This window comes from Enterobacter cloacae complex sp. GYL001 (genome assembly GCF_049237125.1).
GTDB classification, from domain to species: Bacteria; Pseudomonadota; Gammaproteobacteria; order Enterobacterales; family Enterobacteriaceae; genus Enterobacter; species Enterobacter hormaechei_C.
Genome location: NZ_JBMKGW010000002.1, coordinates 201762 through 217604, shown reverse-complemented (window position 1 = coordinate 217604; position 15843 = coordinate 201762). Strand labels below are relative to the sequence as shown.

The following is a 15843-nucleotide window of genomic DNA, read 5'->3' as shown; positions in this document are numbered from 1 at the left end:
CGGGCAAAGAAACTCACGCCTCAGGCAGTTCCGCCAGCGGCCAGCGCGGACGCACAGACACGCTCAGGTCAGCCGTTGCGCCGGCGTTCAGACGCACCATCCCGGCGTAGGCGATCATCGCCCCGTTATCGGTGCAAAATTCAGGACGCGCATAGAACACTTCCCCGCGACGCTTTTGCATCATCTCAGCAAGCTTCGCGCGCAGCGTGCGGTTAGCGCTGACGCCACCGGCCATCACCAGGCGCTTAAAGCCGGTCTGATCCAGCGCGCGCTTGCACTTGATCATCAGCGTATCCACCACCGCGTCTTCGAACGCACGGGCGATATCGGCACGGGTCTGCTCACTGTCGTCATTATTGCGGATAGTATTGGCCGCGAAAGTTTTCAGGCCAGAGAAGCTGAAATCCAGCCCCGGACGGTCGGTCATCGGCCGCGGGAAGACAAAGCGCCCTTCCGTTCCCTGCGACGCCATTTTCGACAGCATCGGGCCACCCGGGTAATCCAGCCCCAGCAGCTTGGCGGTTTTATCGAAGGCTTCACCGGCAGCATCGTCGATCGACTCGCCCAGCAGCGCGTACTTGCCAATGCCCGTTACGCTAATCAGCTGGGTATGCCCACCGGAAACCAGCAGCGCCACAAACGGGAACTCTGGCGGATTGTCTTCCAGCATCGGCGCCAGAAGGTGCCCTTCCATATGGTGAACCGGAATGGCCGGAACATCCCACGCGAAGGCCAGCGAACGCCCTACCGTTGCGCCGACCAGCAGCGCGCCGACCAGGCCCGGCCCTGCGGTATAGGCCACGGCATCAATATCTTTTGCACTCAACCCGGCCTCTTTAAGCGCCGCCTGAATCAGGGGAACCGTTTTACGCACGTGGTCACGAGAGGCCAGTTCAGGCACGACGCCGCCGTAGTCAGCGTGCAATTTCACCTGACTATACAGCTGGTTGGCCAGAAGCCCTTTTTCGTCGTCGTAAATCGCGATGCCGGTTTCATCGCAGGATGTTTCAATACCCAGTACACGCATGACTTGTTTTACCTCGTTTCAATACCGCGCAGTGTAGAGCCTGGGCGGATTGTTGTAAAACTTTGTTCGCCCCAGGAAGAAGCCTCGTGTATACTCCTCACCCTTATTAAAGTCCCTTTCAAAATCGCATCGGTGCTTTACAAAGCAGCAGCATTTGCAGTAAAATTCCGCACCATTTTGAAATAAGCTGGCGTTGATGCCAGCGGCAAACCGAATTTATTAAAGGTGAGAGTTACATGCCGGTAATTAAAGTACGTGAAAACGAGCCGTTCGACGTAGCACTGCGTCGCTTCAAACGTTCATGCGAGAAAGCAGGTGTTCTGGCTGAAGTTCGTCGTCGTGAGTTTTATGAAAAACCAACGACCGAACGTAAGCGCGCTAAAGCTTCCGCTGTGAAACGTCACGCGAAGAAACTGGCTCGCGAAAACGCACGCCGTACTCGTCTGTACTAATCTGTTGAGGGCCACAGCCCTCAATTGACAGACAGAGTTGTAGTCGTAAGGCCGTGCTTCCGGAAGGAATGCGCGGCTTGTTTTCGTTTATAAGTCGCTTAAATTTTTGGGGCATATGGCCGGAAGAATCCCACGCGTTTTCATCAATGACCTGCTTGCCAGAACCGACATCGTCGATCTCATCGACGCGCGGGTGAAGCTAAAAAAGCAGGGCAAGAACTACCATGCGTGCTGTCCGTTCCATAACGAAAAAACCCCCTCTTTCACCGTAAACGGTGAAAAACAGTTCTACCATTGCTTCGGCTGTGGCGCACACGGTAATGCCGTCGATTTTTTGATGAACTACGACAAGCTCGAGTTCGTTGAAACCGTCGAAGAGCTGGCGGCGATGCATAACCTTGAAGTGCCGTATGAAGCAGGCAGTGGGCCAAGTCAGATCGAGCGCCATCAGCGGCAAACGCTGTACCAACTGATGGATGGCCTGAATTCGTTTTACCAACAGTCTCTTAAGCACTCTGCGGCTGAGCCTGCGCGTCAGTATCTGAACAAGCGCGGACTGAGTGACGATGTGATTGCGCGTTTCGCTATTGGTTACGCCCCGCCCGGCTGGGACAACGTGTTAAAGCGTTTTGGCGGCAATAGCGAAGATCGTAAATCCCTCATCGACGCAGGCATGCTGGTCACCAACGACCAGGGACGAAGCTACGACCGCTTCCGTGAACGGGTGATGTTCCCGATCCGCGACAAGCGTGGCCGGGTGATAGGTTTTGGTGGTCGCGTGCTGGGTGATGCCCTGCCGAAATACCTTAACTCCCCGGAAACCGATATTTTCCATAAGGGCCGCCAGCTTTACGGTCTTTATGAGGCACAGCAGGATAATGCGGAACCTCCGCGTCTTCTGGTCGTCGAAGGCTATATGGATGTTGTTGCGCTGGCGCAGTACGACATTAACTATGCCGTTGCGTCGCTGGGAACGTCCACCACGGCGGACCATATCCAGCTGCTGTTCCGCGTCACCAACAACGTGATTTGCTGTTACGACGGTGACCGCGCAGGACGCGACGCCGCCTGGCGAGCGCTGGAAACCGCGTTGCCGTATATGACCGACGGGCGTCAGCTACGCTTTATGTTCCTGCCCGACGGTGAAGACCCGGATACGCTGGTGCGTAAAGAGGGCAAAGCGGCGTTTGAAGCGCGGATGGAGCAGGCTCAGCCGCTCTCCACGTTTCTGTTTAACAGCCTGATGCCGCAGGTTGATTTGAGTACCCCTGACGGGCGCGCGCAGCTCAGCACGCTGGCGCTGCCGTTAATCAGCCAGGTGCCCGGCGAAACGCTGCGCATCTATCTGCGTCAGGAGTTAGGCAACAAGCTCGGCATTCTGGATGACAGCCAGCTTGAACGTTTAATGCCGAAACAGGCTGAAAACGGCACGGTACGCCCCGCGCCTCAGCTAAAACGCACAACCATGCGTATACTGATAGGGTTGCTGGTGCAAAACCCCGAACTTGCTCCGCAAGTGCCGTCGCTGGCGGGTTTGAACCACGAAAAATTGCCCGGGCTTGGCTTATTTTCAGAATTGGTCAACACTTGTTTGTCTCAGCCAGGTCTGACCACCGGACAACTTTTAGAGCATTATCGCGGCACAAAAGAGGCCGCTACCCTTGAAAAACTGTCGATGTGGGACGATATAGCAGATAAGGATATCGCAGAAAAAACGTTCACCGACTCGCTCAACCATATGTTTGATTCGATGCTTGAGTTGCGCCAGGAAGAGTTGATAGCTCGCGAGCGCACCCATGGCCTGAGCAGCGAAGAACGCCGGGAGCTCTGGATGATTAACCAGGAACTGGCGAAGAAATAAAAAATTTAACGGCTTAAGTGCCGAATATCGATCGGGAAGCCCCCGGCAGCCGCACTGAGAGGCAGCGGCAAAAATATAAGTACGCCCTCGCTTTAAAGGTTGGCAGCCCATCGCCGACACCAATCAAACGAATTAAGTGTGGATACCGTCTTATGGAGCAAAACCCGCAGTCACAGCTGAAACTTCTTGTCCAACGCGGTAAGGAGCAAGGCTATCTGACCTATGCCGAGGTCAATGACCATCTGCCGGAAGATATCGTCGATTCAGATCAGATCGAAGATATCATCCAAATGATCAATGACATGGGCATTCAGGTGATGGAAGAAGCACCGGATGCCGATGATCTGTTGCTGGCTGAAACCTCCAACAACACTGACGAAGATGCGGAAGAAGCTGCTGCACAGGTCCTGTCCAGCGTGGAATCTGAAATCGGGCGTACCACTGACCCGGTCCGCATGTACATGCGCGAAATGGGTACCGTTGAACTGTTGACCCGCGAAGGCGAAATTGACATCGCAAAACGCATCGAAGACGGGATCAACCAGGTTCAGTGCTCTGTTGCCGAATACCCGGAAGCGATTACCTATCTGCTGGAGCAGTACGATCGCGTTGAAGCGGAAGAAGCGCGTCTGTCCGATCTGATCACTGGCTTTGTCGACCCGAACGCTGAAGAAGATATGGCGCCAACCGCCACTCACGTCGGTTCTGAGCTGTCTCAGGAAGAGATGGATGACGACGAAGACGAAGATGAAGAAGAAGAGGACGACAGCAGCGACGATGACAACAGCATCGACCCTGAACTGGCGCGTGAGAAGTTTGCCGAGCTGCGTACCCAGTACGAAGTGACGCGTGACACCATCAAAGCGAAAGGCCGCAGCCATGCCGCCGCTCAGGAAGAGATCCTGAAGCTGTCTGAAGTGTTCAAACAGTTCCGCCTGGTGCCAAAACAGTTCGACTACCTGGTGAACAGCATGCGCGTGATGATGGATCGCGTACGTACCCAGGAACGTATCATCATGAAGCTGTGCGTTGAACAGTGCAAAATGCCTAAGAAGAACTTCATTACCCTCTTCACCGGCAATGAAACCAGCGAAACCTGGTTCAACGCCGCTATCGCGATGAACAAGCCGTGGTCTGAAAAGCTGCACGACGTGAAAGAAGACGTACAGCGCGGCCTGCAAAAACTGCATCAGATTGAAGAAGAGACCGGCCTGACCATCGAGCAGGTGAAAGACATCAACCGTCGTATGTCCATCGGTGAAGCGAAAGCCCGCCGTGCGAAGAAAGAGATGGTTGAAGCGAACTTACGTCTGGTTATCTCTATCGCCAAGAAATACACCAACCGTGGCCTGCAATTCCTGGATCTGATTCAGGAAGGCAACATCGGTCTGATGAAAGCGGTAGATAAGTTTGAATACCGTCGTGGTTACAAGTTCTCCACCTATGCTACCTGGTGGATCCGTCAGGCGATCACCCGCTCTATCGCAGACCAGGCGCGCACCATCCGTATTCCGGTGCATATGATTGAGACCATCAACAAACTCAACCGTATCTCTCGCCAGATGTTGCAGGAGATGGGCCGCGAGCCGACGCCGGAAGAGCTGGCTGAACGCATGCTGATGCCGGAAGACAAGATCCGTAAAGTGCTGAAAATCGCTAAAGAGCCAATCTCCATGGAAACGCCAATCGGTGATGATGAAGATTCGCATCTGGGTGATTTCATCGAGGATACCACCCTCGAGCTGCCGCTGGACTCTGCCACCACCGAGAGCCTGCGTGCCGCTACGCACGACGTGCTGGCTGGCCTGACCGCCCGTGAAGCCAAAGTGCTGCGTATGCGTTTCGGTATCGACATGAACACCGACCACACGCTGGAAGAAGTGGGTAAACAGTTTGACGTTACCCGCGAACGTATTCGTCAGATCGAAGCGAAGGCGCTGCGTAAGCTGCGCCATCCGAGCCGCTCTGAAGTGCTGCGTAGCTTCCTGGACGATTAATCGGTCCTGAAATGAAAAAGCTCCCAATCGGGAGCTTTTTTTGTTTATTCCCTCTACCTGTGGGAGAGGGTCAGGATGAGGGCATCAAACCGCAGAGGAGCTAAAGCCCCCTCACCACCAGCGCCTCATCCAGTTCCCGATACGCCTCCACCAGCTTGTCCAGCGTCGCCCTGTTCAGCCCGCTCGGGTTTGGCAGCACCCACACCTGCGTTACGCCAATGGTAATGTTCTGCTTACCCCAGCTGGCGCCGCGCTGGCTGAACGCCTGCTCGTAGGCCTGCTTGCCGAGGATCGCCAGCGCCGCGGGCTGATAGTCTTCAATTTTCGCGATCAGCTCACGCCCGCCAGCGCGCAGCTCATGCAGATTCACTTCGCTCGCCTGCACCGTGGGTCGCTCGACCAGCATGGTGATGCCACAGCGCGTATCCAGCAGCTGCTGCTCTTCTTCCGGCTTAAGCTGTTTGTCGGTAAATCCGGCCTGGTGGATCACCTTCCAGAAGCGATTTCCCGGATGAGCAAAGTGAAAACCGGTGTGCGCCGATGACTTGCCCGGATTGATACCGCAGAACACCACCCGCAGGCCAGGGGCCAGAATATCGTTGATCATCTCTACTCCTGTCTATGCATCTTAAGGTAAGTATAAAGGATTGATTATGCGTTGTTTATAAAAACAGCAGGCAGGTGTGAATGGCTGGATTGCTGAGGGGAGTTACTTTATAATTCACCGCCACGGCCCCTTAGCTCAGTGGTTAGAGCAGGCGACTCATAATCGCTTGGTCGCTGGTTCAAGTCCAGCAGGGGCCACCAAATTTTAGCTTTAGAATCATCCAGTTAAGCCACTCGATTGAGTGGCTTTTTTGTAAGTAATCCACCACACGTAGCCCGGCCTGTCGCTTCCCCTCACAAACCCTAAAAACTAAAGAAATCCCCCATCGCGCCGATCATCATCCGTGTGTATTATTTCCTGTAGCTTTTACAACAACTAACCTTAACTCAAATACTTAAGCGCCAGAGCGAAAGGCATCATGAGCACACCGATCAAACGGCTAGAAATCATTAAAAATGCCATTGAGCTGGAAGATGACGACATCATCCGGAGCCAGCTGAAACGTCTCAAAGAGGAAGCCTTTGACGATGATCTCCTGTCCATCGTCGCGGCGCTTGAGCAGAAAAACTACACCGCAGCCCTTCGCGCTATCACCGCCTGGCTGCAAAGCCAGCGCGCCGTTACCCCGTGGCGTGACCCACAGCTGGCGGCCAGCAAGCTGGAGCTGAAAGCCCTGGAAGAGCGTCTGCGCGATCTGATTGATCGCCGTAACGCCCGGGTACAGCAGCTTGATGAGTTCAACGATCTCTATTTCTCCCGCCTCGGGCCGTTGATGCAGCAGATCCTCGCCCTGCGTAAAACGCTGGCGGAGCTTAACCTGCGTCGTCAGCAGGCGGAGACGCGTCGTCGGGAAGAGGATTACCGCCGCTGCCAGGACTATATGGCGCAGGCCGTAGAGGTTCTGACAACGCTCACCCGGCGCTGGCGAGATCTGCCTGCGGATTCCGTTCAGGCGGCAGAGGCGCGCAAACATCTTCAGCAGCAAAGCAATCTGATTGCCAACCTGCTGGCCGAAGCAATGGAGCTGGAGACCGGTTTAACGCGTGAGGAAGAGCCGGCACGTCAGGCGCGCGATGAGGCCAACGAAGAGTACAAGAAGTATCGCGAACAGCATCATGATGCCGAAGTTCGCCTGTGTAAAGGCAAGGATCTCTCTGAAGAGGATCGGAACGAGCTGAAGCGGCTCTGGCGTCAGGCGAGCAAGCTATGCCACCCGGATCTGGTTGCCGATGATTTAAAAGAGGAAGCCAACAGGATGATGGTGCAACTCAACCAGGCCAAACAGCGCGGCGACGTGAAGGCCATTCGCTCGCTGGTCGCCCGTCTGCAACAAGGATTCGAACCGATGATGGCAAGCGACAGACTGAACGACCTGGAACGTATTCGTAAAAAGATGGCGCAGGTGCGTGAGCAAATCGACACTCTGGTGAACGAGCTGGCAGAGCTGGAGAAGGAAGAGTCCTGGCTGCTCGTCTCGTCGCTCAGCAATATGGAAGCCTACTTTGCCCAGCAGGAGAAAGCGCTGAAAGAGGTATGCGCCTCGCTCGAACATCAGGTGAGCGAAGCGCAGCTGGATCCCGCTGCCTGATTATTTGGCGTGCCAGTACGCGCTGGCACGCACCAGCTGCGGGTCAATTGCGTCGCTTTCAAACTGACGGCTCAGGCGTTTCACCACCTTCCCCTCTCCGGTCAGCCAGATAAAGTAATCCTCTTCCGGCACGGCCAGCGCGGCAAGATGGTCGGCCACCGCCTGCTCGTTGTGGCCGATAACCCAGGTGATGTTGAACCCGCTCAGGTGCGCCAGATAGTCCTGATACGCCGCATCGCCCACGGTGACGATGGCGTGGATCGCCGGGCGAACAGGCAGTTTTGCGATGCCTTCTAAACGGCGGCGCAGCGCAGGCATCCCCGACTCGTCGCACACGTACAGCTGCCAGGCGTAATCTTCCGGCACCACCAGCGAACCGCGCGGACCGCCGATGGTCAGCTTGTCGCCCACCTTAGCCTCTACCGCCCAGTTGCTGGCAATGCCGCCATCATGAACGAAGAAATCGAGCGCCAGCTCATGTTTTTCGTCATCGTACAGCGGGGTATAGTCACGCGCCTGCGGACGCACGCCGTCGCCCCAGTCGATGCCTTCATCGGTCACCACAGGCGGCACGAAAGTGGTGCCCGGTGCCGGGAAAAAGACTTTGGTATGGTCGTCAAAGCCGCGAGAGCTAAAGCCCTCCAGCGCCTCGCCGCCTAGCACAATGCGCTGAAATCCTGCGCTGACTCGCTCAGTGCGCAGCACGTTCAGCTCACGAAAACGCAGGTCATTGCGGACACGTTGAGGGTAACGGGTAGATGCCATGTTGATGCCCTTCTCAGGTGAATACGATATATCGGAATGAATTTTTAATGATAATGATTGCTATTAACTAAGAAATCAAGATTTTTTAGATTGCATCTGAATATATCTTAGATATAGTTTAGATATATCAAATTAAGGAAAAAACATGCGACACGAACACGACGGCGGCGGACGCCGGCCACGATTTTTTGGCCATGGCGATTTGCGGCTGGTGATCCTGGATATCCTGACCCGCAACGCGAGCCATGGTTACGAACTGATCAAAGAGATCGAAAACCTGACTCAGGGACATTACACGCCAAGCCCTGGCGTGATCTATCCGACGCTGGATTACTTGCAGGATCAGGCGCTTATCACCATTACCGAAGAAGAGAACGGCCGTAAGCGGATTGCGATTAACGCTGCCGGAGAACAGTGGCTGGAAAATAACCGGGAACAGCTGGAGCAGATCCAGACGCGTATCAAGGCGCGCTCCGTCGGTTTCCAGCTGCGCAAAAACCCGCAGATGAAGCGGGCGCTGGATAACTTCAAAGCGGTACTGGATCTGAAGGTTAATCAGGGAGAGCTCAGCGACGCGCAGTTGAAACAGATTATCGGCGTGATTGACCGCGCGGCGCTGGAGATCTCCCAGCTGGATTAAGCCAGCACGCCGTCGCTCACGCGGAACACGCGGACCAGCTCTTTCAGGTGCATGGCCTGTTCGTTAAGGGATGCCGCCGCCGCAACGGACTCCTCCACCAGCGCGGAGTTCTGCTGGGTGGTGGCGTCTATCAGGCCAATCGCGCTGTTGATCTGCGAGATGCCTTCCGTCTGTTCGTGGCTGGCCTGGCGAATCTCACGCAGGATTACGTCCATCTCCTCTACGTTGCCGACCATGCCGTTGATAAGCCCGCTGGCCTTCTCCACAAGGTTCATGCCGTCCTGCGTCTGGCTTGTGGAGCTTTCAATCAGCTGGCGGATCTCACTCGCAGATGTTGCACTTTTCTGCGCGAGCTGGCGTACCTCGCCCGCCACCACCGCAAAGCCACGACCATGCTCACCCGCGCGCGCCGCTTCGACCGCCGCATTCAGCGCCAGAATATTAGTCTGGAAGGCAATGGCGTCGATCAGGTCGATAATGTCGGACATCCTGTTCGATGTTTCGTTAATCAGGCGCATCTTGCTGGTGACCTGCTTCATCATCTCGCCGTTGTTTTTGACCACGGCAGCCGCATCGGCAGACAGGTTCGTCGCTTCTCCGGTGTGGGACGCGGTGTTCTTCACCGTAGCGGTGATCTGCTCCATCGACGCGGCCGTTTGTTCAACGGAACTGGCCTGCTCCTCCGTGCGGGCAGCCAGATCCTGGTTGCCCGCGACAATTTGCGCGGCGGCGCTGGAGATGTTTTCCGATCCGGTTTGCACCTGCTGCACAATCTCCAGCAGGCGCGTTTTCATCTCCATCAGTGCGGTGAGTAGCAGTCCGGTTTCATCTTTACCGTGCGAGATAATGCTGCCGGTGAGATCGCCATCGGCAATGGCCTCCGCAAAATTCACCGCGTCGTTCAGCGGTCGGGTAATGGATCGCACAATGAACCAGCCAGTCAGGCTGGCTGCCGCGACGCTGAAAAGCGTAATCAGGACCAGCAGGAGACGATTGGTGCGGAAATCGCCTTCCACCTGCTCGCCCGCACTCTGCATTTCATGGTCCTGGATCGCAATCAGCGCCTGCACTTTCGCTTTATAGGACTGTTGCAGATTCAGGGTGTTGGTCATCATTTCGTTTATCGCGCCCGCACGGTCGTTATTCTGCACGGCCTGCAAAATGCGGTAGCGCGAGTCAAGATATTGCTGGCGTACGCCGTGGATATCGGCCAGCACCTGTTGGGATTTTTTATCCTTGAGAGCGTTGTCCAGCTCGCTCAGGATTGAGGAGATGCGCTCGCTGATCGCCTTCAGACGCTGCTCTGATTGCGCCGTGTACGTCCCCTGTTCGTCCAGCAGCATGAGCTGCTGCGTGCTTATAAATTCCTGGAAGTTGTCGATTAACTGGTTCGCTTTTACCGTCGTTGGATAGTCGCTGGTAAGGATGGTTTGCATTCCATTGTTTGCCCGATTCAGGCTCATCAGAGACAAGCTTGCGCTGACGACCATCAGGACAATAAATAATCCAAACGCCAGAAATAATTTCGTGCCGATCTTTACGTCATGTATGAACATATTTACCCCATCGATGTGATTATTTCTCAGACGATCGCTGTTATCGACAGGAAACACGCTAACTTTATGACTTTGATCGTTTTTTTATTTTTCACTCTCAATGAATCTGGATTGTAACAATTAAAAACCGGGCGCTTTTTTTAGTTACTTAATATTTCATTAACAACATAACTTATTCTGAAAAACAAAAAAGCCGTTTATCCCGGAGGAATAAACGGCTTTATCGAAGCATACATTTCTTAATGCAGCACGGTAACCGCATCTTCAAGGCGTCCGGCCCGGTGCTTAACCATCGCGGAAATCTGCGCGCTCTCTTCGACCAGGTCAGCATTTTTCTGCGTAATGCTGTCCAGCTCTGCCACAGCACGGGTCAGCTCTGTCAGGCCTGTCGCCTGCTCTGAGGTGGCGTGACTGATCTGCGCGATGAGCTGCGTGACGTTTTTCACCTGCTCGACAATATCATCCATAGTACGTCCCGCGGCGTGGACCTGCTCGGCGCCCGACTGCACTTTGCTGGCGCTGGCGTCGATCAGCTTGCGAATATCGTTAGCCGCGTTCGCGCTGCGGCTGGCAAGATGACGCACTTCGCCCGCCACCACCGCAAAGCCTTTCCCCTGCTCGCCCGCGCGTGCCGCCTCAACCGCAGCGTTCAGCGCCAGAATATTGGTCTGGAAGGCGATGTCATTGATAAGCGAGGTAATAGAGCCAATGCGCTGGGTACTGTCGGCAATGTCATCCATGGTTTTCACCACGGTCTGCATCACGGTGCCCCCCTGCGTGGCCGCGCTGCTGGCGGCCATCGATAGCTTGTCGACTTCGGCTGCGGTCTCAGAGTTACTCTGCACCGACGCCGCCATCTGGTTCATTGTTGCCACGGTCTGCTGCACGTTAGCCACGGTCTGGCGCGTGCGGTCGTTGAGATCTTCATTGCCCTGCGCCAGCCTGTCGCTGCCGTCGCGCACGCTCACCACCTGGCTGGAGACGTCGTTGATCAGCCAGCGGCACATCAGCCCCAGCTGTCCGACGGCCCGCAGCGTTAGCCCCAGTTCATCGCTGCGGTTAAGATGCTGCACGCTGTTACGCTCTCCGGTAGCGACCCTGAGCGCCTGCCGTGCGACGTTTTCCACCGGGCGGACAATCTGTTGCTCAAACACCAGGGTGCCAAGCAGCATCACCACGGCTGCCGCCACCAGCGAAGCCCAGCCCGCGGCACTGGCAACAAGCGTTGCGGCCATCACCGCGAAAAGTACCGCCATTACGCTACGCACGCGCCAGCGCAGCGGCATCGCCGGTAGTTTGCCGAGCCAGCCTTTGCGCACCACCAGCCCTTTATGAATGCGTTTTTTGCAGCGTCCTTCGTTGAGCGCCTTATAAAGCGGCTCCACTGCGGCTACCTCGTCCTCGGTGGCGCGGGTACGAATGGACATATAGCCCGTCATCTGGCCGTTACGCACCATTGGTACCGCATTGGCGCGTACCCAATAGTGATCGCCATTTTTACGTCGGTTTTTGACAATCCCGCTCCAGGGTTCGCCCTTTTGCAGCGTGTACCACATGTCGGCAAAAGCCGCTTTCGGCATATCCGGATGACGCACAATGTTGTGCGGTTGCCCGAGCAGCTCCTGGAGCGTAAAGCCGCTCACTTGCACAAAGGTGTCGTTAGTGTGGGTCATGTAGCTGTGGAGGTCGGTGGTCGACATAAGCGTGGTGTCATCGTCCAGCGGATATTCATTCTGGGTGACATAGTCAGGAGAGGACATAGTGAGCATCCCTTGCAGGTTATTTGAATGTTAATTTTGTGGCTTATGTTTTTTCGGCGATAAAAAATTTATCTTTAGTTGTTAAATATGATTGAGATCGCAAATCTCGGTTAAACCGCACTTTTCGTACGTTTTTCTAATTAATTGATTTAAAATACTTTCGGCATGAAACTACCTACAAAGCATGATACCCCGGTGCACACTTAAGGCGCATTCCCTGCCCTGGAGCAGTGCAATTGACGACACCCCATCCCCGGCTCGTTATCCCTTATCCCGTGCGGCGCGCGATGGCATGATTAAATATTGTGCAACTTTGATTTCACCTGGCGTTTATCCCGATTTTTGTTAAGGCATCTGAGGTGGCGTAATCCCTGCAATACTTAACTCAGTATCATGTGATACGCGATCCCCGGGAGCATATTTTGAACAGGTTACCTTCCAGCGCCTCGGCTCTTGCCTGTACCGCGCACGCACTGAATCTCATTGAGAAGCGAACGCTTGATCATGAGGAGATGAAACAACTTAACCGTGAGGTCATTGATTACTTTAAGGAGCATGTGAATCCAGGTTTTCTGGAGTATCGCAAATCTGTTACCGCCGGCGGGGATTACGGAGCCGTAGAGTGGCAAGCGGGCAGTCTGAATACGCTTGTCGACACCCAGGGACAGGAGTTTATCGATTGCCTGGGTGGTTTTGGTATTTTCAACGTGGGGCACCGTAATCCAGTTGTGGTTTCCGCCGTACAGAATCAACTTGCGAAACAACCTCTCCATAGCCAGGAACTGCTCGATCCGCTTCGCGCCATGCTCGCGAAAACGCTGGCAGCCTTAACGCCCGGTAAGCTGAAATACAGCTTCTTCAGCAACAGCGGCACCGAATCGGTCGAAGCGGCGATTAAACTCGCCAAAGCGTACCAGTCGCCGCGCGGGAAATTTACCTTTATCGCCACCAGCGGCGCGTTCCACGGGAAATCCCTGGGCGCTCTGTCGGCGACCGCTAAATCTACCTTCCGCAAGCCGTTTATGCCGCTGCTGCCGGGCTTCCGCCACGTGCCGTTTGGCGACATCAACGCCATGCGCATCGTGCTGAGTGAATGCCGTAAAACCGGCGACGACGTGGCGGCGGTGATCCTGGAGCCGATTCAGGGTGAAGGCGGCGTGATCCTCCCGCCGCAGGGCTATCTGCCCGCCGTGCGTCAGCTGTGCGATGAGTTTGGCGCGCTGCTGATCTTCGACGAAGTGCAGACCGGGATGGGGCGCACCGGCAAGATGTTCGCCTGCGAGCACGAGAACGTTCAGCCGGACATTCTGTGCCTGGCGAAAGCGCTCGGTGGCGGCGTGATGCCGATTGGCGCAACGGTCGCCACTGAGGAGGTCTTCTCGGTGCTGTTCGATAACCCGTTCTTACATACCACCACCTTTGGCGGTAACCCGCTGGCCTGTGCGGCGGCGCTGGCCACCATCAACGTGCTGCTGGAGCAAAACCTGCCCGCGCAAGCGGAGCAGAAAGGCGACATGCTGCTGGACGGCTTCCGTCAGTTGGGCCGGGAATATCCGGATCTGGTACAGGATGCGCGCGGGAAAGGGATGCTGATGGCGATTGAGTTCGTTGATAACGAAACCGGTTATAGCTTCGCAAGCGAGATGTTCCGCCAGCGGGTACTGGTGGCGGGAACGCTTAACAACTCGAAAACCATCCGCATTGAGCCACCGTTGACGCTTACCATTGAGCAGTGTGAGCAAGTGCTGAAGGCGGCGCGTAAAGCGCTGGCGGCATTACGTATTGCCGTAACATCCGCCTGAACATTTATTTTTCCTGCCCTTTTAGCAGTATCAGGGCGATATGCAAAGAAATCCCTGGGATACGCCAGGGATTTCTTTATGCAGTCAGACTGAGGAATAATGTGCATAAGTGCAAACACGGTTCATCATATAAATTTAAAATATTTCTTTATGTAATATCAGATTGTAAAAGCAGCCGGATAATAACACCACCGCATTCCCAACGCATGTCCGAATAATGACAGCCGTAACGTCTTGCATTATTAACAAAACCACGATGACATTCATCGCAGACATTAATAAAACCGACCAGCGAATAGAAATGCGGTTCTGACGGCGTGCAATATCATTCAAACAAATAAATTATGAGTTAATTTTATATTTAGTAAAACTAATAAAACATCAACCCATTATCACATTGATATAATATTATTTAATCCGTAGAATCCCCTCATTCATCAGCGCAGTGGCGGATGATATAAAACCAGTAACAACGCCCTGGGTAAAAATAATATATTAATCTAAAAACATATCCTATACCACTGCCTCGAAAAAAGATTCACATGACATTGTGAATATATTATTTCAATTGACAGCATGATGTTTATCTAAAAAGGATTTGTATGAAAAAGCAAGTTATAGCAATGGCTGTTGCCGGCGCGCTGGCTGGTGGCATGGCAATTAATGCGCAGGCCGATACCGTTACCGTTTCCGGCGGGACCGTCAACTTTGTCGGCCAGGTGGTAAACGCCGCCTGTTCCGTCGCGGCTGACTCCGTAGACCAGACAGTTACCCTGAGCCAGGTGCGTACCGTCAAGCTGACAACGGTCGGCATGCAGGCCAACCAGAAAGAAGATTTTAAAATCGTTCTGGAAGATTGCGACGCCACCGTTAGCCAGAATGCCGCCGTGATCTTTAACGGCCAGCAGGACCCTGCTGTAGAAGGCAGCCTGGCGAACACCGCTGGCGCAGGCTCGGCCAAAAACGTTGCGCTGCAACTGTTCGGGCCGGACGGCCAGGCGCTGAACATTGGCGATACCTCCTCCAACGTTAAGCTGATCAACGGCGAAAACATCATCCCGCTGAGCGTGGATTACGTGGCCACAGGCGCGGCCGAGCCGGGCAACGTCTCCTCCGTCGCAACGTTCCAGATGGTTTATTCCTGATTCGTTAGCCGATCTCGCTTCTTCGCCTGCGGGCGGAGAAGCGTTGTCCGGCAAGCGTTAGAGAGTTCGCAATGCAGCAATCCATAAATCGGGCGCTGCTGATAGCCGGCACTGCGCTTTTTGCCGTATTGCCAGCCGCGGCAAAGGACGATGGAAGCGTGACCTTTCAGGGTCAGGTCGTCAATGCGGCCTGTTCCGTCAGCATGGATTCCCAGGATCAAATCGTGCATATGGGACAGGTACGCAATAGCCAGTTCATCGCCGCCGGTGACTGGGCCAAACCGGTACCCTTCTTCATCACGCTGGAAGCATGCGACACCAGCGTAAGCCAGCGCGCCGGGGTGCTGTTTAGCGGCGAGTCTGACAGCAACGATCCCCAGGTTTTTCGCGCGGGCTATGGGCCTGGCGCCGCCACCGGGATTGGTATCGGTCTATTCGATGCGATGGGGAACCTGGTAAAGCCAGACACCGCGCCCCCCTGGTACAGACCTTTGCAGGACGGTGAAAACCGGCTGAGCTATATCGCCAGGTATCGCGCCACCGAAGATAGCGTCAACGCTGGTACCGCGAACGCGCAGGTCTGGTTCATCGTTTTTTACCAATAACTGACTCACAGGCAAGAAGCCTGACACATGAGAAACTG

General features: G+C 54.8%; 13 protein-coding genes and 1 tRNA gene. 9 read left to right on the top strand and 5 right to left on the bottom strand.

The features are described from left to right. Nucleotides 1–13 precede the first annotated feature (13 nt). The gene (gene tsaD, locus ACOTWU_RS05110) at nucleotides 14–1027 is read right to left on the bottom strand and encodes a tRNA (adenosine(37)-N6)-threonylcarbamoyltransferase complex transferase subunit TsaD (protein WP_015571911.1); all 1014 of its coding nucleotides are present in this window, start codon (nucleotides 1025–1027) and stop codon (nucleotides 14–16) included. 236 nt (nucleotides 1028–1263) lie between these two features. Between tsaD and rpsU the strand changes: the two genes are divergently transcribed. From rpsU to rpoD, 3 genes are all read left to right on the top strand, one after another. After that, nucleotides 1264–1479, top strand: a complete 216-nt coding sequence (gene rpsU, locus ACOTWU_RS05105; RefSeq protein ID WP_001144069.1) for a 30S ribosomal protein S21 — start codon at nucleotides 1264–1266, stop codon at nucleotides 1477–1479. A 115-nt stretch (nucleotides 1480–1594) separates the two neighbouring features. Beyond that, nucleotides 1595–3340 (top strand): DNA primase, encoded by a 1746-nt coding sequence (dnaG, locus tag ACOTWU_RS05100; RefSeq protein ID WP_003862574.1) that lies wholly within the window; start codon nucleotides 1595–1597, stop codon nucleotides 3338–3340. A 152-nt stretch (nucleotides 3341–3492) separates the two neighbouring features. Continuing rightward, complete coding sequence (gene rpoD / locus ACOTWU_RS05095) at nucleotides 3493–5337, top strand: RNA polymerase sigma factor RpoD (RefSeq protein ID WP_015571912.1); 1845 nt, start codon at nucleotides 3493–3495, stop codon at nucleotides 5335–5337. 100 nt (nucleotides 5338–5437) lie between these two features. Here rpoD and mug read toward each other — a convergent pair whose 3' ends face one another. After that, complete coding sequence (gene mug, locus ACOTWU_RS05090) at nucleotides 5438–5944, bottom strand: G/U mismatch-specific DNA glycosylase (RefSeq protein ID WP_017384024.1); 507 nt, start codon at nucleotides 5942–5944, stop codon at nucleotides 5438–5440. 124 nt (nucleotides 5945–6068) lie between these two features. On the opposite strand from mug, the gene ACOTWU_RS05085 reads away from it, so the two are divergent. Together ACOTWU_RS05085 and ACOTWU_RS05080 are read left to right on the top strand one after the other, a co-directional pair. Then, a tRNA-Ile gene (locus ACOTWU_RS05085) sits at nucleotides 6069–6144 on the top strand. Between the two features lie 218 nt (nucleotides 6145–6362). Continuing rightward, complete coding sequence (locus ACOTWU_RS05080; protein WP_126499257.1) at nucleotides 6363–7532, top strand: DNA repair protein; 1170 nt, start codon at nucleotides 6363–6365, stop codon at nucleotides 7530–7532. On the opposite strand, the gene ACOTWU_RS05075 is transcribed toward ACOTWU_RS05080, so the two are convergent. Beyond that, nucleotides 7533–8297, bottom strand: a complete 765-nt coding sequence (locus tag ACOTWU_RS05075; protein WP_040118129.1) for a siderophore-interacting protein — start codon at nucleotides 8295–8297, stop codon at nucleotides 7533–7535. Between the two features lie 145 nt (nucleotides 8298–8442). On the opposite strand from ACOTWU_RS05075, the gene ACOTWU_RS05070 reads away from it, so the two are divergent. Next, nucleotides 8443–8937, top strand: coding sequence for a PadR family transcriptional regulator (locus ACOTWU_RS05070; protein ID WP_017692641.1), 495 nt, complete (start codon nucleotides 8443–8445; stop codon nucleotides 8935–8937). Here ACOTWU_RS05070 and ACOTWU_RS05065 read toward each other — a convergent pair. Both ACOTWU_RS05065 and ACOTWU_RS05060 read right to left on the bottom strand, forming a co-directional pair. Next, a complete protein-coding gene (locus ACOTWU_RS05065) occupies nucleotides 8934–10493 on the bottom strand; it encodes a methyl-accepting chemotaxis protein (protein ID WP_032618958.1) in 1560 nt (519 codons plus the stop codon). The two genes, ACOTWU_RS05070 and ACOTWU_RS05065, sit on opposite strands and share 4 nt — an antisense overlap. A 239-nt stretch (nucleotides 10494–10732) precedes the next feature. Then, on the bottom strand, nucleotides 10733–12253 hold the full coding sequence (locus ACOTWU_RS05060) for a methyl-accepting chemotaxis protein (protein WP_032669131.1): 1521 nt from the start codon (nucleotides 12251–12253) through the stop codon (nucleotides 10733–10735). Nucleotides 12254–12675: 422 nt separating this feature from the next. On the opposite strand from ACOTWU_RS05060, the gene ygjG reads away from it, so the two are divergent. The 3 genes from ygjG to ACOTWU_RS05045 all read left to right on the top strand — a co-directional run bounded on the left by ygjG (nucleotide 12676) and on the right by ACOTWU_RS05045 (nucleotide 15805). Then, nucleotides 12676–14055 (top strand): putrescine aminotransferase, encoded by a 1380-nt coding sequence (gene ygjG, locus ACOTWU_RS05055; RefSeq protein ID WP_020480128.1) that lies wholly within the window; start codon nucleotides 12676–12678, stop codon nucleotides 14053–14055. A 602-nt stretch (nucleotides 14056–14657) separates the two neighbouring features. Beyond that, nucleotides 14658–15200 (top strand): fimbrial protein BcfA, encoded by a 543-nt coding sequence (locus ACOTWU_RS05050; protein ID WP_017382405.1) that lies wholly within the window; start codon nucleotides 14658–14660, stop codon nucleotides 15198–15200. Between the two features lie 71 nt (nucleotides 15201–15271). Then, nucleotides 15272–15805 carry a fimbrial protein gene (locus ACOTWU_RS05045; protein ID WP_015571921.1) on the top strand — a complete coding sequence of 178 codons (534 nt, stop codon included), beginning with the start codon at nucleotides 15272–15274 and terminating at the stop codon, nucleotides 15803–15805. Nucleotides 15806–15843 lie beyond the last annotated feature (38 nt).